The sequence below is a fragment of the Candidatus Avedoeria danica genome (genome assembly GCA_016703025.1).
Classification (GTDB): domain Bacteria; phylum Chloroflexota; class Anaerolineae; order Epilineales; family Epilineaceae; genus Avedoeria; species Avedoeria danica.
The window spans coordinates 116,389-136,675 of record JADJCV010000003.1; the positions used below are offsets into that span (position 1 = coordinate 116,389).

The following is a 20,287-nucleotide window of genomic DNA, read 5'->3' on the forward strand; positions in this document are numbered from 1 at the left end:
TGGCCGCGGCGTCGCGCCCGTTCGCCCATCTGCATCCGTCTATCGTCCATCCTTGGATCGTTCACCCTTACCCGGCCGCCCGTCGCCGTCATCGTCACCGTCCCCAAACGCCGCCGCGTGCCCGTGATACGGCTCGCTGAACGCGTCGACGATCACGTGCCGCGTCCACATCGCATCGGCCAACGCCGCCGCATCGCCCGCCGCGGCCACGCCCTGCGCCTTGAAGTACTGGCAGACCCGCGCCACGTCGCGGTCGAAGATCCGGCGGGCGGCCGGGTTCTCGAACGGATCGACAGCCTGCGGGAAGTCGATGAGCGTCACGTCGCCCTGCCAATACAGGACGTTGTAGGCCGACAGGTCGCCGTGGACGACGCCGAGCGACAGCATCGTCTCGATGTTGCGTACGACGACGTCGAACAGCGGCTCGGCCTCGCCGCGCCGCAGCCGGACCTGCGACAGCGTCGGCGCGGCGTCCCGCGCGTCGCCGACGTAGCCCAGGAGGATCGTCTGGCCCTGGCTGCCGAAGACCCGCGGCACGTCGCAGCCGGCCGCGGACAGGCGCTGCAGCGTCTCGACCTCGTGCGCCAGCCAGGAGTGGAAGCGCATCGCCGTCCCGACGGCGGTGCCGCTGCTGATCGCCCGCTGGGCGCGCCGGTCGCGCACCAGGCTCTTGCCGTCCGCGCTGAGGTCGGAGCGGCCTTGGCGGTACAGGCTGTCGTTGCGCAGGTTGCGGAACCGCCGCGGGCGGTAGACCTTGGCGGCGACGCGGTCGATGCCCAGGTTCGGGTGCGCCGCGCACAGGTAGACGTTCGCCTCCTTGCCGCCCTTGACGAGCCGCAGGACGTCCGTCAGCAGCGCGGCGTGGATGAACGGGCCGAGCGCCTCGTTCAGCCACGCCTCCTCGAAGCGGGCCGGCTTGTAGGTCATCGGCGCGGTATCGAAGGACGCGCCGTTCACGTCCGTCAGGCTGGCGAACACGACCTCGTCGGACGGCCGCGGCTTGCGCGGGCCGCCGGATGCGGCGCGGTGGCCGCGGCGGTCGGGCGGGAAGTAGTCCTCGCTCAGCTCGATCGAGTCCAGGTCGTCCGCGTCCAAGTCGCGCGGATCGACGATCGGGTTCGTTGCACGAGACATCGTGTGCATCAGCTCCACCGTTGGGCGCGAGATCGCGCCGAGAATGCGGCGGGCGTCGTGCGGCGGGCCGAATGCGGACCGTCACCGAGGCGTGAACGGGTCCGGAAAACACAACGGCCGCTGGCGGGGTGCCAACGGCCGATCGCAGCGGTCCAAGTCGTCCGCTAGGACGAGGACGGCGGCGCGATTACCTGAGGCACCCGCACGACGCATGGATCGTGGCGTGGTGGGGGACAATGGGTTGCATCGTTTCGGGGCCTCCTTTCGGGTGAGAGTGGGGGAGAGGATAGTCGAACTCGCCGGGCCGGGCAAGTCGTTCGGGATCGTGCGCGCGCCGCAGGGCGACCGCTAGCGCTCCCCCCACGGCAGGAACACCCGCCCCACCGTGCCCGGCACGAGGATCGCGACGTCGCCCTCTCCGGGCGCATTGTCGGGGAAGATCCCAAGCAGCCCAATACCGAGCCCCGCGCTCGGATCCGGCCGGCCGTTCGCCGCCCCGCTCGTCACGTCCAGCGACGCGGCACCGCGGCCGGCGACGGCCACCGATGCGCGCGACACCGCGAACAGGCGGTCCGGATCACGCCCGTCGTAGTGCAGCCAGCCGCCGCCGTCGGGCAGCACGTCGACGAGCGGGTCGCGGTAGAGGTCGCCTTCGACGATGTCCTTGGCGATCACGCGGAAGTTGAACTGCAGGCGCGATGGGGTCAGGCCGGCGTCTTCGATCTGCAGCGGCAGGACGGTGTAGCGGGAGGCCAGGTCGACGCCGGCGTGGTAGCGGCGCTGGACGCCAAGCCCGCCGCCGTCCGCGCGGTCCAGCCAGGCGATCACGCGGCCGCTGCGGAACGCGCCGGTGCGGATCAGCTCCTCGTCCTCGGTGGACAGTCGGTAGTCCGCCGTGCCGTCGCGGTCCGTGTCGATCTCGACGGCCAGCCAGGTTTCGAGCGGGTGCGCGCGCACACCGCGGCTGTGGAGCGCGAAGGACACGACGGTGTTGCCGCTGCCCTCCGGATCGGCGACGGCCTGCACGCCGACGGCGTCCAGATCGACCTTGTCCGTCAGCCCTTCCTCCGCACCGTCCAGCCCGAACAGCGTGAACCACTCGCTCTGCCCCGCGAACGCGCTGTCGTTGGACAGCGCCACCGGCGGCGCGTGGCCGGCGTCCGTCGGTCCCGGCCACGCGGCGGCGACGTGGCTGGCGCTGCGGCCGAGGAGGTAGAACGGGACGCGGGCAGCGACGGTCAGCTCGACCGCACCACCTGGCGCGTCCGCCGGCACCTCGAGAATGTCGCACCACCCGTCGATCTCCACCGCCGTCATGCTGTCGGCGTCGCTGACCGAGGTGCCGCCGGCCAACGGCCACGGGATGAAGCGCCGCGGATCGATGTGCGCGGCAAGCGTCGCACTCACCGTTTCGCCCGGCTGCGCGGTGATGCTCCACGGCGAGATCGTCAGCGCGCCGCGGTCGTCGGCATCGTCGCGGAAGCGCGGCACCGGGCGATAGGTGACGGCGCGCGTCGTCACGTTGGTCACCGCGATGGCGAACGGCACGGTGATGGGTGCGGTGAGCGCGCGGAAGCCGAGGTCGATCGCGGCGCGTCCGCCGACGCGAGCCAGCGCCGGGGCCGCCGCGGCCGCCGCCGGGTCGACGGCGCCGGCGCCCGAGAGGGAGAGCGCGGGCAGCGCACCGTCCTCGGGCGACGTGCGGAGGGCGTTCGGGCTCGTCGAATCCGCCGTTGTGACGAGAAGGGCGGCGAGGTCGCGGGCGCCAAGGTCGCGATCGACGACGTCGCCGCCGACGACAGCGAGGCCCCGCGCCTGCCAGGCCGCGCGGGTCAGCGCTGCGCTGCCGGCGACGTACGGCGCGGCCATCGACGTGCCGGAGAAGCGCGCGCCGCGGTCGCCGGTGCCGAGGTAGGGTGCCAGGATGAGCTGGCCGGGGGCCGAGACCTCGGGCTTCAGGGCGCCGTTGCGGCCCGGGCCGCGGCTCGTGAACGTGGAAGGCGTTCGGTCGCGGTTCGGCTCGGGCACGCGGTGCAGTCGAGCGGTGACGGTGATCCCGCGGGCGGTGTCGGCCTTGATCGCGTCGGCGACATCGTCGCTGATCGTCCAGACCGGGATCCGGACGCTCGGGTCGCCGTCCCACCGGTTGGCGGTCTTGCTGCTGAGCTTGAGGTGGAACAGCGCGGCGATGGCGCCGGCGCCCGTCAGGCGTTTGGCCTGCGTCGAGGCCGTGCAGCGCGGGCCGCCCTCGCCCCACGACTCGACGAACAGGCCGAGCTCGCCGGACGGGTCGGCGGTGTAGGCGTCAGCCGGTTGGGCGCCGTCGGCCGGGCAGCCGCGGCCGACCGGGACGACTCTGGCGACGACGTCCTCCGGCGGGTCGGGCGACCACGTCTGGTGGTAGACGGATTGGCGCGGCAGCACCACCGGCGCTTCGTCGCCCGGCCGTGACAGCCACAGTTCCCAGGCGTGCTGGCCGGGCGGAAGGTGGCTGGCGACGGCGAGGGCGTCGGCGGCGATCGCCGGCGCCCCGACGATGAACGGCAGGTTGCCGTCGTTGCCGGCCGAGGCCACGACGACGGCACCGCTGTCGACGATCCGGCGGATCACGCCGGCCTCGTCGAGGACCTTGGCGCCGTAAGCGATGCCGAGGCTGAGGTTGAGGACGTCGATCCGGCGCGGCGCGCCGCGGCGCGCCGCGTCCAGGTTGGCCTCGAGCACCCACTCGAGGCCGTCCACGAGGAGGTCCGTCTGGCCGCCTGCGCCGAAGACCTTGACCGCCAGCACGTCCGCCCCCGGCGCGACGCCCGCCGGGACGAACGCCGTCGCCGTGCCGGCCGCTATGCCGCTCACGTGCGTGCCGTGGCCGTGGCTGTCCAGCGGGTCGGCGTCGGGCTCGGGCACGCGGCTGCACAGGCCCTGCACCTCCGCCGTCGCCGTGCAATTGGGCGCATAGCCCTCGCCCGCCACGTCGATCCCGCCGACGACACGCGCCGTCGGGAAGAGCGGGTGGCCGTCCCAGACATCGTCGATCCGCGTCGGGGCGAGGCCGGCGGCGGCGAAAGCGAGGAGGGTGCCGGCTCCGCCGAAGGCGAGGTGGGTGTAGTCGACGCCGGTGTCGAGGACGGCGATGGTCGTGCCTTGGCCGGGGGGGGCGTGGACGCGGTGTGGTTCGTTGGCCGGTGGGGCCGCATTGGATATGGACACCTTGGACACGGACACCGCGGAAATGGACACTGTGGACACGGACACCGTCGCGATCGGGGCGCGGGGGATGGCGGCGACATCGGGCGCGGCGCGGAGGGTGCGTTCGATGGCGGCGATGCGCGAGGCGGGCACATGGAGCAGCGCGCCGGCGAGGACGGTGTCGTAGCGGGAGAGGACGGTGCCGCCGGCGGCGGCCACGACGGGGTCGAGGAGGCGGAGGGCACGGGCGATCCGCGCTTCGGCCGCTGCGACGGCGCGCGCATCGCGCGTTGCCGCCCAGGCGTCCCAGCGCGTCGGGATGTTCAGCACGACGATGCGGCTGACGGTCGCGTCGGGGGCGGCGGGCGTCGGAGGCGGGCCAGCGGCGGCGGGCGGCGCGCTCGCGTGAAGGGCGCCGGCGAGCGCCATTGCGACCGCCAGGGCGCCGGCGACCGTGGTCGGGGTGCGGGAGATCCGCCTTGTGCGGCGGAGCTGGGCACGGGGGAATGCGTTCATTGTCCTATTAGAACGCCGAAAGCGGGCAAAGAGTGTCACCGTTGTGGTGGCGCGTCGTAATCGCCGTCGCACGTGTCGGGCGCCCAGAGGCCGCGGTCGGCGCGGCGCGCGGCGGCGGCGGCGGCGCGGAAGGTGTCGCGCAGGACGTACGGACCGTCGAACGTCGCTTCGTTCGCGTAGCCTTCGGCGATGAGCGACTGGTTGAGGAGCGTCCCGTCCGGCAGCCAGGCGTAGGCCAGCAGCCGGCCATAGCGGTCGCGCTCGCTCTCGGTCGGGTCGCCGGCCAGCCAAACTTCGCTCTCGCCGATCAGCTCCGTCAGGCGCGCGGTGGCCTCGCGGCCGAAGCATTGGACGGCCCGGCGCCCATCGCCCGTCTCGGGCGCGTTCAGTCCGATCAGACGCACGCTCTCCGATCGTCCCTGTGCCGTCTCGACGCGGATCGTGTCGCCGTCGATGACCCAGGTGACGGGTACGCTGCGGTCCCACGGCGTGAGGTGGGTGCGCAGGTCGAGCGGGATGGGTGAGGACTCGACGGCCGGGGCGCTCGAGCCGGGCGCGGCGGACGGGTTGGATGGGCCGGCCGCCGGGCGCGTGTCGAGACGGCAGCCGCCAGCGAGGACGGCCAGGGCGATCGTGGCGAAGACGACGGCCGTGGATGTTCGTCGCGGCGGTGATCGTTCCGGCCGTGTTCGTCGCGGCAGTGATCGGGCGGATGCGGAATTGGGGGGCATGGTAGGATTCGCTCCCGGCGCGGCGGATCGGCAGCTGATCATAGTTGGTGGGAGGGGTCGCCCATGAACGACAACCGCAACCGCCCGTCGCCCGAACACCGTTGGCCTCTGGTGGCCCTGGCGATCGCGCTCACGCTGATCGCCGCCGTTGCCCTCACCACCCGCGTTCGCCGTGTCGCCGCTCCGCCCGTGGATGCCGTTGCCACCGCCGCCGCCGAAGCCGCCGCGACGTTCGATGCGATCGCCGGCACGGCCGCGGCGCGGGCGTCGGCGGTGCGGCCCACAGTGACGGGCGGGGTGCCGGCGACGCCGTCGCTGTCGGCCGTGACGGCGGCGACGGCCACGGCGCTCGCCGCCACGGTGCCGGCCGGCGACGGGCTGCCGGCACTGCCGACCGTTGGGCCGCCGCCGGGGGTGCCGGCGGCAACCTTGGCCCGCCCCTGACGCGGCGTTACAATGCCGCTTCCCCCCGCCGCACCCGCCGGTGCGGCGGCCTCCATCGGCTGCCGTGCCCGAGTATGCACGCCGGCCTGTGATCGAGGCGATGCGCGTGGAAGCGGAATACGACGACGCGGCGAACGCACCCGACCCCGAGGCGGGCCGGCTCGGCCTCTGGACGCTCACAAAGGACGTTGTCCTCCATCCGGGCGCGGCGATGCGCCGTCTGGACGCCTACCCCGGGCGCCGGTGGTGGTTCCCGCTCGTCGTGCTGGCGGTGCTCGGGGTGGTCAATGCGCTCATTCTCACGCCGCGGATCACTGCCGCCGCGATGCAGAACATCGACTTCAGCCAGATGGCGGCGGCCGGCGTGGACGCGACCACGGTGACGCGGGCGGGAGGCTTCGCCGCGACGGCGATCGGCGTGATCGGTGCCGTGTTCGGCGCCGTCGTCGGAACGTTCCTCGTGGCGGCGATCCTGCACTTCATCGGCACGGTCTTCGGCGGCCAGCAGGCGTTCAACGCCGTCCTGACGACGACGAGCTGGGCGCGCATACCGCTGATCCTTCGCGCGCTCGTCCAGCTGGTGTGGTTCGGGACGCACGGCGCGGAGTACGACCTGAACATCGCCGGGCTCGCCGGCCTCGTCGCGAATGCGGAGAAGCCGACCGAGGCGGCGTCGAGCTACCTGGCGCCGCTGCTCGCGCGGATCGAGTTCTGGAACGTGTGGTACCTCGTCCTCCTCGTCATCGCCGTGCGCGCCACCAGCAAGGTCACGCGCGGCCGGGCGATCCTGATCGTCGGCGTCTACGTCGCCCTCGCCGTCGGCGCCGGCCTGATCGGCACGGCGCTCGGGCGGGCGATGGCCGGCTTCGGCGGGGGCTAGCGCGTCGATGTCGGCATCCACCGCCGAGACGCCCGTCCTCGCGCTGACCGACATCCGGCGCGACTTCCGGATGGGCCGGCTGCTGGTGCGCGCGCTGCGCGGTGTCACGATGGACGTCCTGCCCGGTGAGTTCCTCGTCGTCATGGGCCCCTCGGGTTGTGGCAAGAGCACGCTCCTCACGCTCATCGGCGGCCTTGACCGCCCGACGGCCGGCAGCATCGTCACGTCGGGCGACGAGGACATCACGCGCGGCGACGAGACGGCGCTGGCGGAGTACCGGCGGCGGTGGATCGGCTTCATCTTCCAGTCCTACAACCTGATCGCCACGATGACCGCCCGCCAGAACGTCGAGTTCCCGCTCGTCTTCGCCGGCGTCGGCCGCGCGGCGCGGCGTGAGCGGGCGGAGGCGCTCCTCACGCGCGTCGGGCTCGGGGACCGCATGACCCATCGGCCGATCGAGCTCTCCGGCGGCCAGCAGCAGCGCGTCGCCATTGCCCGCGCGCTGGCGAACGCGCCGGCCATCGTCCTGGGCGACGAGCCGACGGGCAACCTGGACACGCGCTCCGGCCAGGAGATCATGGACCTCCTGCTGGAGCTGAACCGCGCCGGCACGACGCTGATCGTCGTCACGCACGACGCGCGGCTGTGCGCGTACGCCCACCGCGTGGTGCGGATGGAGGACGGCGTCGTCCTCGGCGTCGACGCGGGCGGGCGGGCGGGGGAGGAGCGGGTGCGGGTGCGATCGGAGATGATGGTTGGCGAAGGAGGGCACCCACGAGGGGTGCCCCTGCAGGGGCCGATTCGTCGGCGACGTTTTACCACCACCGCGGAGGCATGACCGTGACCCCCCCCCGACAACGCTTCATCCTGGCGCGGCGGACGACGCTCGCCGTGGCGATCGGCCTCGCCGCCGTCCTCGGCGTGCTCGCGCTGCTGCCGAACGGCCGCGCCGTCGTGCGCGCCGCGCCCGGCGCGTCGTTCGCCCAGCAGCCGACGACGGCCACCGCAACCCTGGCGCCCACCGCCCGGCCCACCGCGCAACCGAGCGACACGCCGCGGCCGACGAACACGCGGCCGGGTCCGCCCCCGACGTGGACGCGGCCTCCGACGTCGACACCCGTGCCGAGCGCGACGGTCGAGCCGACGGAGACGACCCGGCCGAAGGCGGACATTCACCGGCCGCTCCTCGTGATCGAGAACATGCAGGTCGACCCGCGCCGGCCGTCGCCGGGCAGCACGTTCAAGCTCGAGGTCGATGTCGTGAACGCGGGCGACGCGCACGCGCACAACGTCCGGTTCAGCTGGTCGTCGGAGATCTTCCTGCCCGAGGGCGAGAGTACGCAGCACTTCGAGAAGGGGATTCCGGCGAACGACGAGCACGACTTCGACGCGCGGGCGCGCGTGGCGAGCACCGTCAAGGCCGGCACGTACCCGATCCAGGTCACGGTGAGCTGGGAGGACGGCGACGGCGCGGCGGACACGACGACGGCCAACCTGGCCGTCGAAGTCGGCGGGCAGTCGGCCGTGCGGCCGCTGCTGAGCGTGACGGCGTGGCGCGCGCCGGGCTGGGTCGTGCCGGGCATCGCGTTCGGCGTGGCGTTCGACATCGTGAACACGGGTGGGCGTGAGGCGCGCAACGTGCAGATCGTGCCGGCCGGCGGCTCGGTGGCGCTGGCATCGCAGGCGTCGGGCGGGGTGCTGAACATCGGCGGCGGCGGCTCGGCGACGCAGTCGCTGCGCCTGATCGCCGCTGCCTCGGCCGAGCAGCAGGCCGTGGCGCAGCCGATGGAGCTGCGCTACGACGACGAGGACGGCACGCGCTACACCGAGAGCCTCACGATCGGCTTCGGCGTCGTCGATCCGGATGCGGACCAGCCGCTGCCGATGATCGAGAGCTACCGCGTCCGCCCGGCGAACCCGGACATCGCCCGCACCGGCGCCGGCGATGCGACGACGCTCCACCCGGGTGAGGTGTTCTGGCTGGACCTTTCGATCTTGAACGTCGGGCGGCAAGCCGCTGTGCGCAGCTTCCTGGCCTTCGGCGGCGGTGCGGCGCCTTCGGCGGCCGACGGCGCCGGCAGCGCGGCCGGCGCGCCGTCGCTCGGCGTCTTCGCCCCGCTCGGCCGATCGAACCGCGTCTTCCTCGGCCGGATCGAGGCCGGCGGCGGCACGACGGTCACGCAGCGGATGGTGGCGGACGGCAGCGCCAAGCCGGGCGTGTACGCGCTGGACGTGGCGATGAGCTACGACGACGCCGAGGGCAAGACGCTGCAGTCCAGCGAGATCGTCACCCTCCTCCTCAGCCGGCCGGCACAGCTCCAGTTCTCGGCTGTGAACGTCATGACCTCGACCGTCGTCGGGCAGAGCGTTCCGTTTGCCGTCGAGATCATCAACGGCAGCGCGAACACGCTGAACGTGTCGCAGGTGACGGTCGAGGGGGACCGCTGGATGGGCGTCACGGGCGGCAGCCGCTACGTCGGCCCGCTGGACGACGGTGGCTCGGACGTCATCGAGGCCGTCCTCGATCCGAAGGCGCCCGGCACGGCGACGGTGACCGTCATCGTGGCGTACGTGGACGACTTCAACCAGACGCAGGAAGTGCGCGAGTCGTACGAGTTCGAGGTCGCCGAGGCGCCGCCCGAAGTCGAGGGCGCCGACGAGCCGCCGCCGCCGACGCGCAGCCTGTTCGCCCGCGTCCTGCGCGGCCTCTTCGGCCTCGGCGCCTCGCCGCCGGCGCCCGTGACGGCGCCGGCGATGGATGGTGCCATCGAGATCGGACCCGGCTCCGGCCGCGCGGCGCCCGGCGGTGGACAGGCGGAACCGGCCCAACCCATGCCGGCCGAGCCGGTGTCGCCGTGATCCGCCGGTAAGGCCGACCATGAGCCAGCGCGACCTCTTCGGGCTGATGTGGGCGAACCTGAAGCGCATGCGCGCCCGGGTGACGCTCACGGCGCTTGGCGTCGTCATCGGCACCGCGGCCGTCGTGCTGCTCATCTCGCTGGCGATCGGCCTCCAGACCTCGGCCGAGGCCCAGCTGGGCGGGTTCGGCGACCTGACGACGATCGAGGTCTTCGCCGGCGGCGGGATGATGTCGATCGGCCCGGGCATGACGGCCTCGTCGAGCGGCGGCACGGACGGGGTAAAGCTGGATCGGGCCGCGATCGAGGTGTTCCGCAAGATGGATCACGTCGTGGCCGTCTCCCCCAAGGGGAACCTGAGCGGCCAGATGCAGATCGAGTTCAACCGCGAGACGTACTTCCCGGGCGCCACCGGCCTCGAGTCGGACGTCGCGCCCAAGCTGGGCTGGCGGCTCGCGGCCGGGCGGGCGAGCATCGGCCGCGGGCAGATCGTCATCGGCCAGAAGGTGCTGGCGAACGACTTCGGGCCGATGTCGTTCGGGCCGCAGGGCGGCGGCAGCGCGTACGGGCCCACGCCGGCGCCGACGCCGCGGCCGGAGGATCTCGTCGGCAAGTCGCTGAACGCCGAGCTCGTGAAGTACGACGACGAGGGCACGGAGATCACCCGCCGCGAGCGGCTGCGCGTGGCGGGCGTGTTCGAGTCCAGCGGCGGCCAGGAGGACTACAGCCTCTACATGGGCCTCGACGACGTCGACACCTTCAACCGCTGGTTCACGACCGAGCGCCGCAGCGCCCGTGACGGCTACGACAACGTCGTCGTCAAGGTGGACGAGCGAACGGAGGTGCGCGACGTCCAGAAGGGGATCGAGGACCTCGGCTTCAGCACGTTCTCGGCGGCCCAGATCCTGGAGAGCATCAACCGCACGTTCATCATCATGCAGGTCGTGCTGGGCGGCATCGGCGCGATCGCGCTCCTCGTGGCGGCGTTCGGCATCGCCAACACGATGACGATGGCGATCTACGAGCGCACGCGCGAGATCGGCGTGATGAAGGCGATCGGCGCGACGAACCGCGACGTGCTGAAGGTCTTCCTGGCCGAGGCCGGGGCGATCGGGGCGATCGGCGGCGTGGCGGGGGTGACGCTGGCGCTGATCCTGGCCCAGATCATCGAGCTCTTCCTGCGTTCGATGATGGCCGCCAGCGCCGCGGCCAGCGGCGGGACGGGCGATCCGCTCAACCTCTTGATCACGCCCGTCTGGCTCGCGCTGTTCGCGATCGTCTTCGCGATCCTCGTCGGCCTGATGAGCGGCATCTACCCGGCGCTCCGGGCGGCCAACCTCCGGCCGGTCCAGGCGCTGCGGTCCGATTGAGGGCGGACGAAGAAAGATGACCCACGACTCGATGCCGCGCGACGCCACGTCGCCCAACCCGCCACCGCCCGACGACACGCCGATCCGTGTCCTCGTCGCCAAGCCCGGCCTGGACGGCCACGACCGTGGCGCCAAGGTCGTGGCGCGGGCGCTGCGGGACGCCGGGATGGAGGTGATCTACACCGGCATCCGCCAGACGGCCGAGATGATCGTCGAGGCGGCGCTGCAGGAGGATGTCGACGTCGTAGGCTTGTCGAGCCTCTCGGGCGCGCACATGACGCTCTTCCCACGCGTGATGGACGGTCTGCGAGCGCGCGGGCTCGGCCACATGATCGTCATCGCCGGCGGGATCATCCCGGCCGAGGACGTCGCCCCGCTGCACGCCGCCGGCATCGCCGCGATCTTCGGCCCCGGCACGTCGACGGAGGACATCGTGGCGTGGCTGCGGGCAGAGGTGCCGCGGCGGCGGGCGGAGCGGTGATCGACGGTGTGCTTGCCGGCGACCGCGCCGCCATCGCCCGCGCCCTGTCGGCCGTCGAGCGCGACCCGGCCGGGCCGCTCGCGGCGGCGCTCCATCGCCACGGCGGGCGGGCGCACGTCGTCGGCGTGACGGGCGTGCCGGGGGCGGGCAAGAGCACGCTCGTGGCGGCGCTCATCGGGGCATGGCGCGGGGCAGGGCGGACGGTGGGCGTGCTGGCCGTCGACCCATCCAGCCCGCTGTCCGGCGGGGCGATCCTGGGCGACCGGGTACGCATGGACGCCGGCCCGCTGGACGACGGCGTCTTCATCCGCTCGATGGCGAACCGCGGCGCGGCCGGCGGGCTGGCGCTGGCGGCGTCGGGCGCGGTGCGCGTGCTGGACGCGGCCGGGTACGATGTCGTCGTCGTCGAGACCGTCGGCGCCGGGCAGAGCGAGGTCGAGATCGCCGACGAGGCCCACACGACGGTCGTCGTCGTGCCGCCGGGCCTCGGCGACGGGGTGCAGGCGCTCAAGGCGGGCATCCTGGAAGTGGCCGACGTCTTCGCGCTGAACAAGGCCGACCTGCCGGGCGCCGACCGAGCCGCGGCCCAGATCGAGGCGATGCTCAAGCTGGGTCACACGCTCCGGGATCCGACATGGCAGCCCCCGGTCGTCCGCACCGTCGCGACGAGCGGCGACGGTGTCGTCGATCTCGTGGCCGCGATCGACGCCCACGCGGCGCACCTGCACGCGGGCGATGGCGCGGGCTGGCGCGCGCGGGAGCGGGCGCGGGCGTACGCGGAGCTGCGGCGCATGGTGATCGCGCGCTTCGCGGCCGACGTGTTCGGCGAGGGCGGGGCGCGGCCGGCGGCGATCGAGGCGGTGGTCGACGCACTGGTGGCGCGGGAGATCGATGTCGGGGGGGCGGCGGCGGCCGTGCTCGAGGCGCGACGCGATGGTTGAGGGGCGGTAACGGCGCGTTGCGGCGGCACGATGCCATCGTAGGGGTGCCCCTACGGTTCGGTCAATGCGAACGGTAAACGTGAACGTCGACGCGCTCGAAATGCGGCGGAATGGTGTTCATCACGCTGCCCGATGCCGCTTCGGACCGGAGCGAACCAGGAAAGGTCCTTCATGCGCCAGCGTGCTCGCACCATCGCGGTCCTCGCCATCCTCGTTGTCCTAGCCCTGGCAGCCTTCGGCCGGGCGGCACCGCCCGCGCCCGTGGCCTTGGCGCAATCCGCGACCCCGGCACAACCCGCCGACCTGGCGCAATCCGATGCCCAGCCGGACCTGTTCGACCAGACGATCGTCCGCGACTTCGCCGTTCAGTTCACGGATGCGGACTGGCAGCGGCGACTCGATCAGGCCGGGGAGTCGACGAACGTCCGCGCGGACGTGACCGTCGACGGGGTGACGTATCCGGGCGTCGGGTTGCGCTACAAGGGCCTCAGCTCGTCGCGCGTCCAGGGCCCGAAGAAGCCCTTCAACCTGACGTTCGATGCCTTCACGCCCGGCCAGCGGCTGTACGGATTCGACACCGTGAACCTTAACAACAGCTACGCCGACCCGTCGTACCTGCGCGAGGTCCTGACGAACGATCTCCTCCGCCCTTTCCTGCCCACGCCACGCGGCGCCTATGCGAAGCTGCACCTGAACGGCACATACTGGGGCTTGTACATCCTGTCCGAGCAGATCGAGCGGACGTTCATCGATGCTTGGTACCAGGGCAACGACGGGCTGCTCGTGAAGGCCGACAGCCCGACCTTCGGCGAACAAATGCCGGATGCGCCGGCCGGGCGGGGCGGGGAGGGCGCGGTCGTGCCGTACCTGGGAGCGCACGTGCCGTTCGGACCGGCGCAGGGCGGCTTCGGGCTGCAGAGCAACCTCACGTGGCGCGGCGAGGCGCTGGCGCCCTACAAGCAGAACTATGAGGTGAAGACGGCCAACGCCGGCGACCCAGCGTACGCGGCCGTGCGCGACCTCACCCGCGCGCTGGATGCACCGGTGGCCAACGGCGGCCTGTCGGACGACCGTGTCGAAGGGGTGCTGCCGCAGGTCCTGGATATCGACAGCACGCTGTGGTACCTCGCGGGCACGAACGCCGTGATGAACTACGACAGCTACTACTTCGGCCACAACTACTTCCTGTACCGTGCCGAACGAGATCCGCGCTGGTACCCGCTCCTGTGGGACACGAGCCTGAGCTTCGGCGTGTTCAACATCGCCGGCGGTGGGTACGACGGCCTCGTGCGCACGACCCCGTTCCTCCAGGAGGCCGACCGCACCCGTCCGCTCGTCCGACGGCTCCTGGCCGTGCCGCGCTGGCGGGCGGACTTCCTGGCCCACTTCCGGACGGTCCGCGCCGCCGCCCTTGACGCGGCCGCGTTGGAAGCGCACGCCGTTGCCCTCCGCGACGTGATCCGACCGGCGCTGACCGCGGACACGAATCAGCTCTACACCATGGATCAGTTCGAGAAGAACCTGCACCAGGACGTGTCCCTCGGCCCGGGCGCGATCATCATCAGCAACGGCGACATTCCCGGCATCCTGCCCCTGGTCCGCGCCCGCGCGTCATGGCTCGACAGCCAGGCGGCGCTGGCCGCGCCGGACCACGCGCTCGATGTGCACGAGCGCACGCCGGACGTACCGGCGCCCGACGCGCCGCCGCTCGTCCGGGCCCGATTCAGCGGCGCGGACGAGCCCGTGGCCGTCGAGATCGTGACGCGCGTCGAGGGTGGCCGCCCGGTGAGCCGGCCGATGACGCGCGACGCGGCGGGCTGGGCTGCCGAGCTGCCGGGGCGGCCGGCCCGCACGAGGGTCACGTACTATCTCCGCGCCACGTTCGCCGACGGCCGCTCGGCGTTCCACCCGGAATCGAACTGGATCCAACCCTACCGCTACCGAGTGGCCGGGCCGGACCTGCCGGAGCTGCCGGGGTCCGACCTCGTGCTCAACGAGGTGATGGCGGACAACGTCGTCACGGTCGCCGACGATGCCGGCGAGTACGACGACTGGGTGGAGCTCGTGAACCGCGGCGCGGCCCCGCTGTCGCTCGAGGGCTACTTCCTCGGCCCGTCGCCGGACGACCCGTGGGCCTTCGCCTTGCCGGCCGGTACGCTGCAGCCGGGCGAGCGCGTGCTCGTCTGGTGCGACAAGGACACATCCCAAGGCCCGCTGCACGCGCCGTTCAAGCTCGCCAAACAGGGCGATCAGCTGCTCCTTGCCACCCGCGATGCGATCGTGGACAGCGTAACCTTCGGCCCGCTGGCCGCCGACCGGAGTTGGGCCCGTACGCCGGACGGCAGTGGCGGCTGGACGGACTGCGCCGTGCCCAGCCCGCGCGCCGCGAACGCGTGCGGCAACGTGCCGCCTGCTACGGCCACCGCCGTCCCCGAAGCCACGGTCACGCCGCTGCCGCCTGAGCCGACGGACACGCCGCTGCCGCCCGAACCCACGGGGACGGGCACGCCGCCGCGGGGCAGTGCGGTTCTGCCGTGGGCGAACAGGTAGCCGGTCCCGCCGGCCGGATTCGGTTGCAGCGAGCGGCCCGCTAGGCCGCGGAAGCCTTCCGCCGCCCGCTCACCCATCGCGCCACATACCACGCCGCCGGCACCGTCAACAACGCCGGCGCCCACATCCAGGCCGGGTGGGCATAGTTGAGCAGGTTCATGACGCTGCCCGCGGCCAGGATCAACCCGACGATCCCGCCGTCCACGTCCGCCCGCGCGCCGCCGAGCCAGCCGGCCACGGCGCCGCCGGCGACCGCGCCGGCCATCCACGCCGCGCCGACGAGGACGAACGCCCCGGCCGGCAGGGTGGCCATGAACGCGCCGTACGCCTCGGGATTGCTGAAGTCCATGCCGGGCGGGGGCGGGAACAAGAAGACGCTGAGGCCCTCGACCACGGCGACGACGAGACCGCCGACGATCAGCCCGGAGACGACGGTGACGCCGCTGCGGGCGACCGGGGACAGGTTGGACAGCTTGGACGTCGTGTCAGGCATCGGATGCTTGCTCCTTGGATTGGGTCTCGATCGAGCCATGGCAGTCTATGGAACAGGTGTTCGATCGTCAAGATCGGATTCTGTCTGGCCGGGGGGGGGGGGGGGGGGGGGGGGGGGCCGGCGGGGGGGGCCCCGGGGGGCCGGGGGGGGGGGGGGGGGGGGCGGGGGGGCGGGGGGGGGGCGCCCCGGGGGGGGCGGCGGGGGGGGGGGGGGGGGGGGGGGGGGGGGGCGGGGGGGGGGGGGGGGGGCGGCCGCCCGCCCGGGGGGGGGGGGGGGGGGGGGGGGGGGGGGGGGGGGGGGGGGGGGGGCCGGGGGGGGGGGGGGGGGCGGGGGGGGGGGGGGGCGGGCGGGGAGGGGGGGGGGGGGGGGGGGGGGGGGGGGGGGGGGGGGGGGGGGGGGGGGGGGGGGGGGGTGCACTGCGCAAGGCCGGGGTGATGGGCGTCGTCGTCGCGGGCGGTGAGGTGCACCCCGGCGACGCCGTGCGGGTCGAATGGCCGACGGGGGACCGGCGCGCGCTCGAGCCGGTGTGACGCCAGCCTGTCGCATTGTTGTCTCCAGTCTGCAACGCCTCCCGCACCTTTCGGCCACGTCATAACGTTGTATTCCGCGAACGTTTGACTGGCGCGCCTCGTCTCGGCCAGCAACGGGTCCGCGCGCGCGACCTTTGCGCCCTGCCGGACCGAACGGAGAATACGATATGCTCCCCACCGTCCGGCCACCCCACCGCCGGCGTGTTCCCGCGTCCGTCACGATCACGACGTTGGCCGCGAGCCTGGCGCTCGGGCTGGGCGTCGGCCTTGCGCACGAACCGATGGCGCACGCCCAGGCGCCTGCCGCCCCGATGACCGCCATCGGCGAGGCGATCCTCTACCAGCGGGCGGCGCTGTCGTCGAAAGGCGCGGACGTCGCGCTCGGCGACCTCGACGGCGACGGCGACCTCGACGCTTACGTCGGCGTCCTGGCGGACTGCTTCAGCTGCGATCCGGCGAACCGCGTCTGGTTCGGGGACGGGCAGGGGCGCTTCGTCGACTCCGGGCAGCGGCTGGGCAGAGACAGCACGTGGGGGGTGGCGCTGGCCGACTTCGATGGCGACGGCGACCTCGATGCGGTCGATGCGAACCACGGCGGGTCGCAGTCGCAGGAAGCGAACATCGTCTGGCTGAACGACGGCCGTGGGCGCTTCACGGACTCGGGTCAGCGGCTCGGCGTTCAGGTCAGCATGGACGTCGCGGTTGGCGACGTGGACGGCGATCGCGACGTCGACGTCGTGATCGGCAACTACGGCACAACCGATCTCTGGCTGAACGACGGCCGCGGGCGGTTCACGGCCACGGGCCAGCCCGTGATCGGCAGTATCCGCACGAACGCCGTCCTCCTCGTCGACCTGGACAAGGACGGCGATCTCGACCTCGTCAAGGCGAACACGGGTTACGATCACATCTTCTGGAACGACGGCGCCGGCCGCTTCACCGACAGCGGCCAGCGCCTCGGCGAGATCCACGACTGCGGCGACGGCCCGGCGACGCAGGACGCGGCGGTCGGGGACCTCGACGGCGACGGCGACCTCGACATCCTGGCGGTGAACGGCGGCACGCACACGCGCGCCGGAACGTGGCCCGGCGAGACCGTCAACGACGTCTTCCTGGCCGAGCCCGACCCCGCCAACCCCGGCCGATTGCGCTACGTCGACACGCAGCAGCGTCTCGGGAACGCGTTCAGCTTCGGCGTCTCGCTGCACGACTTCGACGGCGACGGCGACCTCGATGCGTTCGTCGCCAACTCGAACATCTGTGGCGCCGCCAACGAGGTCTGGTGGAACGACGGCCGGGGCCGCTTCGCCGATTCGGGCCAGCGGCTCGGCTGGGAGAACAGCTGGGAGGTCGCGCTCGGCGACTTCGACGGCGACGGCGACATGGACGCCTTCGTGCCGAACTACGGCCCGGCGCCCGACGCGGTCTGCCGCTTCGAGGAGGGCTCGCCGCCCGAGGTCTGGATCAACGGCGGCGCCGGCCGCGCGTGGCACGAGCAGATCGAACGCGACGTGCCCGGCCTGCGCCAGGGCTTCGAGCGCTCGATGGACGCCGACCTCGGCGACCTGAACGGCGACGGCAACCTCGACGCGTTCGTCGGCAACCGGGGCAACGAGGACCCGTACCCGACCGGCCGGACGGCGTGCGATCGGGGATTTCCGACGGATGTCGACCCAGCCACGCGCGCGCCGAACACGGTCTGGTGGGGCGACGGCAAGGGCGGGTTCACGGACTCCGGGCAGCGCCTGGGCAACGCGGACACGCGCGGCGTCGACCTGGGCGATCTCGACCGCGACGGCGACCTCGACGCCGTCGTCGCCAACTTCGAGCCCACCGGCGGCGCCCCTTCGAGCGAAGTCTGGCTGAACGACGGCCGCGGCCGCTTCACGGACAGCGGCCTCCGGCTGAGCAACCCGCGGACGATGACGGTCCGCCTCGGCGACCTCGACGCGGACGGCGACCTGGACGCCTACTTCGGCAACACGGACGTCGACATGGTCTATCGCAACGACTCCTCGGGCGGCGCAGTCCGCCTCGTGGACACCGGCCAGCGCCTTGGCGCGCCGCACACGCGCGGCAACGGCCCGAACACCGAGGACATCGAGCTGGCCGACCTGGACGGCGACGGCGACCTCGACGTGTTCGAGTCGTGCGCCGGCATCCATGTCGGCGAGAACCCGAACCGGGTGATGTTCAACGACGGCCGCGGCACGTTCACGGACTCCGGCCAGCGCCTCGGCAACGAGTACACGTTCGACGCCGCGCTGTACGACTTCGATCGCGACGGCGACGTCGACGCCTTCCTGGGCCAGTCCGCGATCTGCGGCGACCCGAACCAGGTTTGGCTGAACAACGGCCGCGGCACGTTCACGGACTCCGGCCAGCGCTTGGGCATCGAGAACACGTTCGGCGTGGCCCTCGGCGACTTCAACTGCGACGGCTTCATGGACGTCTTCGCCGCCAACGCCTCCTACGCCAAGGTCCCCGGCGTGACGTGCCCCGTCGCCTGCCCGGTCGATCGCCACGACACCGTCTGGCTCGGCAACGGCGACGGCACGTTCCGCGACGCCGGCTGGCGGATCGGCGACTTCACGAGCCAAGCCGTCGTCACCGGCGACCTCGACAACGACGGCGACACGGACGCGTACGTGGCCCATTCGGGCCGCTGCGGCCTGCCGAACACGGCTTACTTGAGCAACTGCGTCCCATCCCAGGGCTCCAGCCCGACGCCGCCCCCGCCGGCAACGGCGACGAGCGTGCCGCCGCCGACCGTGGTGACGGCGCCGCCGCCGAGCGCAACCCCGCCGCCTCCGCCGACAGCCACGAACATCCCGCCGCCACCGACCCCGACATCGGTCGTGCCACCGTCGCCCACGCCGACGCCGTTCGGCCCGCCGACCGCAACGCCGACGTCGCCGCCGCCGACGGTCACGCCCATCTTGCCGAGCCCAACCCCGTCGATTGTCCTCTCGACACCGACGTCGACGCCGACGTCGTTCGGCCCGCCGAGCGCGACGCCGACGCCGTTGCCGCCGACGGCCACGCCCGTGCCGCCGACACCCACACCGACGTCGTTTGGCCCGCCGAGCGCGACGCCGACGCCATTGCCACCGACGGCTACGCCGGTGCCGCCGACACCCACACCGACGTCGTTCGGCCCGCCGAGCGCGACGCCGACGCCGTTGCCGCCGACGGCCACGCCCGTGCCGCCGACGCCGACACCGACGCCGTTCGGCCCGCCGAGCGCGACGCCGACGCCCTTGCCGCCGACGGCCACGCCGATCCCGCCCTCGTCGACGCCGACGCCGCTCGATCCACCGACGTCGACACCGACGTCGTCCGGCCCGCCGAGCGCGACGCCGACGCCGTTGCCGCCGACGGCCACACCGATCCTGCCCTCGCCGACGCCGACGCCGCTCGATCCACCGACGTCGACACCAACGTCGTTCGGCCCGCCGAGCGCGACGCCGACGCCATTGCCGCCGACGGCCACGCCTGTGCCGCCGACGCCGACACCGACGCCGTTCGGCCCGCCGTCCCCGACACCGACGCCGTTGCCGCCGACGGCCACGCCCATCCCGCCGTCGCCGACACCGACGCCGATCGGCCCGCCGAGCGCGACGCCGACGCAAATCGGGCCGCCCACGGCGACGCCGACGTTGCCGCCGCCGACAGCGACTGCGGTGCCGCCGCCGAGCGCCACACCGACGCTGGTGCCGCCGAGCGTGACCCCAACGGCGACGCCGTTCCTCCAGACGTCTACACCTTCGCCGAGCCCGTCCGCGACGGCCGTCGGTCCGTCCTCGACCCCGCTGGCCACGACGACGCCACCCGGCGGGACGCCGACGCGGACCGTGACCCCGCCGCCGTCCGCCACGCCGACGGGCACGCCGCTGGCGAACATCTGCGTCTGCTGGGTCGCCCTCCAGAAGCTGCCGCAGAGCGTCATCGACGAGGCGAAGGCCCATCCGGAGCGCTTCTACGGCTGGGGGCTGCCGCACGACCTGAACAAGCCGGTCAGCTGGGCGAACCCGTTGCGGACGTGCTTGAGCATCCACAAGCCGAACCTGGCGTACCACCCGATCTGGAACAGCGCGTACTGGGCGGCGATCTGCCCGCCGGGCAGCCACTGCCCGCCGCGCAATTGACGCGTCGCCCGGTCGTCGCGCCGAT

General features: G+C 73.0%; 13 protein-coding genes. 9 read left to right on the plus strand and 4 right to left on the minus strand.

The annotated features are described in order from the left end of the window. Positions 1 to 39 precede the first annotated feature (39 nt). From IPG72_02485 to IPG72_02495, 3 genes are all read right to left on the minus strand, one after another. The gene (locus IPG72_02485; protein MBK6767899.1) at positions 40 to 1,134 is read right to left on the minus strand and encodes a hypothetical protein; all 1,095 of its coding nucleotides are present in this window, start codon (positions 1,132 to 1,134) and stop codon (positions 40 to 42) included. 348 nt (positions 1,135 to 1,482) lie between these two features. Further along, the gene (locus IPG72_02490; protein MBK6767900.1) at positions 1,483 to 4,836 is read right to left on the minus strand and encodes a S8 family serine peptidase; all 3,354 of its coding nucleotides are present in this window, start codon (positions 4,834 to 4,836) and stop codon (positions 1,483 to 1,485) included. 35 nt (positions 4,837 to 4,871) lie between these two features. Next, positions 4,872 to 5,567 (minus strand): thermonuclease family protein, encoded by a 696-nt coding sequence (locus IPG72_02495; GenBank protein MBK6767901.1) that lies wholly within the window; start codon positions 5,565 to 5,567, stop codon positions 4,872 to 4,874. 63 nt (positions 5,568 to 5,630) lie between these two features. Between IPG72_02495 and IPG72_02500 the strand changes: the two genes are divergently transcribed. From IPG72_02500 to IPG72_02535, 8 genes are all read left to right on the plus strand, one after another. After that, positions 5,631 to 6,011 carry a hypothetical protein gene (locus IPG72_02500; GenBank protein ID MBK6767902.1) on the plus strand — a complete coding sequence of 127 codons (381 nt, stop codon included), beginning with the start codon at positions 5,631 to 5,633 and terminating at the stop codon, positions 6,009 to 6,011. A 106-nt stretch (positions 6,012 to 6,117) separates the two neighbouring features. Beyond that, positions 6,118 to 6,891, plus strand: a complete 774-nt coding sequence (locus IPG72_02505) for a YIP1 family protein (GenBank protein MBK6767903.1) — start codon at positions 6,118 to 6,120, stop codon at positions 6,889 to 6,891. 7 nt (positions 6,892 to 6,898) lie between these two features. Beyond that, positions 6,899 to 7,729 (plus strand): ABC transporter ATP-binding protein, encoded by an 831-nt coding sequence (locus tag IPG72_02510; protein ID MBK6767904.1) that lies wholly within the window; start codon positions 6,899 to 6,901, stop codon positions 7,727 to 7,729. A gap of 2 nt (positions 7,730 to 7,731) precedes the next feature. After that, positions 7,732 to 9,750: a hypothetical protein gene (locus IPG72_02515; protein ID MBK6767905.1), complete on the plus strand. Its 2,019-nt coding sequence runs from the start codon at positions 7,732 to 7,734 to the stop codon at positions 9,748 to 9,750. A gap of 19 nt (positions 9,751 to 9,769) precedes the next feature. Beyond that, positions 9,770 to 11,119, plus strand: coding sequence for an ABC transporter permease (locus IPG72_02520; GenBank protein ID MBK6767906.1), 1,350 nt, complete (start codon positions 9,770 to 9,772; stop codon positions 11,117 to 11,119). A 31-nt stretch (positions 11,120 to 11,150) separates the two neighbouring features. After that, positions 11,151 to 11,600: a cobalamin B12-binding domain-containing protein gene (locus IPG72_02525; protein ID MBK6767907.1), complete on the plus strand. Its 450-nt coding sequence runs from the start codon at positions 11,151 to 11,153 to the stop codon at positions 11,598 to 11,600. Continuing rightward, positions 11,558 to 12,541 carry a methylmalonyl Co-A mutase-associated GTPase MeaB gene (gene meaB / locus IPG72_02530; protein MBK6767908.1) on the plus strand — a complete coding sequence of 328 codons (984 nt, stop codon included), beginning with the start codon at positions 11,558 to 11,560 and terminating at the stop codon, positions 12,539 to 12,541. The genes IPG72_02525 and meaB overlap by 43 nt, the downstream gene beginning before the upstream one ends. A 171-nt stretch (positions 12,542 to 12,712) precedes the next feature. Next, positions 12,713 to 15,091 carry a CotH kinase family protein gene (locus tag IPG72_02535; GenBank protein ID MBK6767909.1) on the plus strand — a complete coding sequence of 793 codons (2,379 nt, stop codon included), beginning with the start codon at positions 12,713 to 12,715 and terminating at the stop codon, positions 15,089 to 15,091. Between the two features lie 40 nt (positions 15,092 to 15,131). On the opposite strand, the gene IPG72_02540 is transcribed toward IPG72_02535, so the two are convergent. Next, on the minus strand, positions 15,132 to 15,584 hold the full coding sequence (locus IPG72_02540) for a hypothetical protein (protein ID MBK6767910.1): 453 nt from the start codon (positions 15,582 to 15,584) through the stop codon (positions 15,132 to 15,134). Positions 15,585 to 16,281: 697 nt separating this feature from the next. Here IPG72_02540 and IPG72_02545 point away from each other — a divergent pair. After that, positions 16,282 to 20,262, plus strand: coding sequence for a VCBS repeat-containing protein (locus IPG72_02545; protein MBK6767911.1), 3,981 nt, complete (start codon positions 16,282 to 16,284; stop codon positions 20,260 to 20,262). The last annotated feature ends 25 nt before the right edge of the window (positions 20,263 to 20,287 follow it).

Coding starts and splice junctions, on each gene's coding strand:
- IPG72_02495 (MBK6767901.1), bottom strand. CDS start 5,567: ATGCCCCCCAATTCCGCATCCGCCCGATCACTGCCGCGACGAACACGG.
- IPG72_02540 (MBK6767910.1), bottom strand. CDS start 15,584: ATGCCTGACACGACGTCCAAGCTGTCCAACCTGTCCCCGGTCGCCCGC.
- IPG72_02510 (MBK6767904.1), top strand. CDS start 6,899: ATGTCGGCATCCACCGCCGAGACGCCCGTCCTCGCGCTGACCGACATC.
- IPG72_02500 (MBK6767902.1), top strand. CDS start 5,631: ATGAACGACAACCGCAACCGCCCGTCGCCCGAACACCGTTGGCCTCTG.
- IPG72_02490 (MBK6767900.1), bottom strand. CDS start 4,836: ATGAACGCATTCCCCCGTGCCCAGCTCCGCCGCACAAGGCGGATCTCC.
- IPG72_02545 (MBK6767911.1), top strand. CDS start 16,282: ATGCTCCCCACCGTCCGGCCACCCCACCGCCGGCGTGTTCCCGCGTCC.
- IPG72_02525 (MBK6767907.1), top strand. CDS start 11,151: ATGCCGCGCGACGCCACGTCGCCCAACCCGCCACCGCCCGACGACACG.
- IPG72_02535 (MBK6767909.1), top strand. CDS start 12,713: ATGCGCCAGCGTGCTCGCACCATCGCGGTCCTCGCCATCCTCGTTGTC.
- IPG72_02520 (MBK6767906.1), top strand. CDS start 9,770: ATGAGCCAGCGCGACCTCTTCGGGCTGATGTGGGCGAACCTGAAGCGC.
- IPG72_02485 (MBK6767899.1), bottom strand. CDS start 1,134: ATGTCTCGTGCAACGAACCCGATCGTCGATCCGCGCGACTTGGACGCG.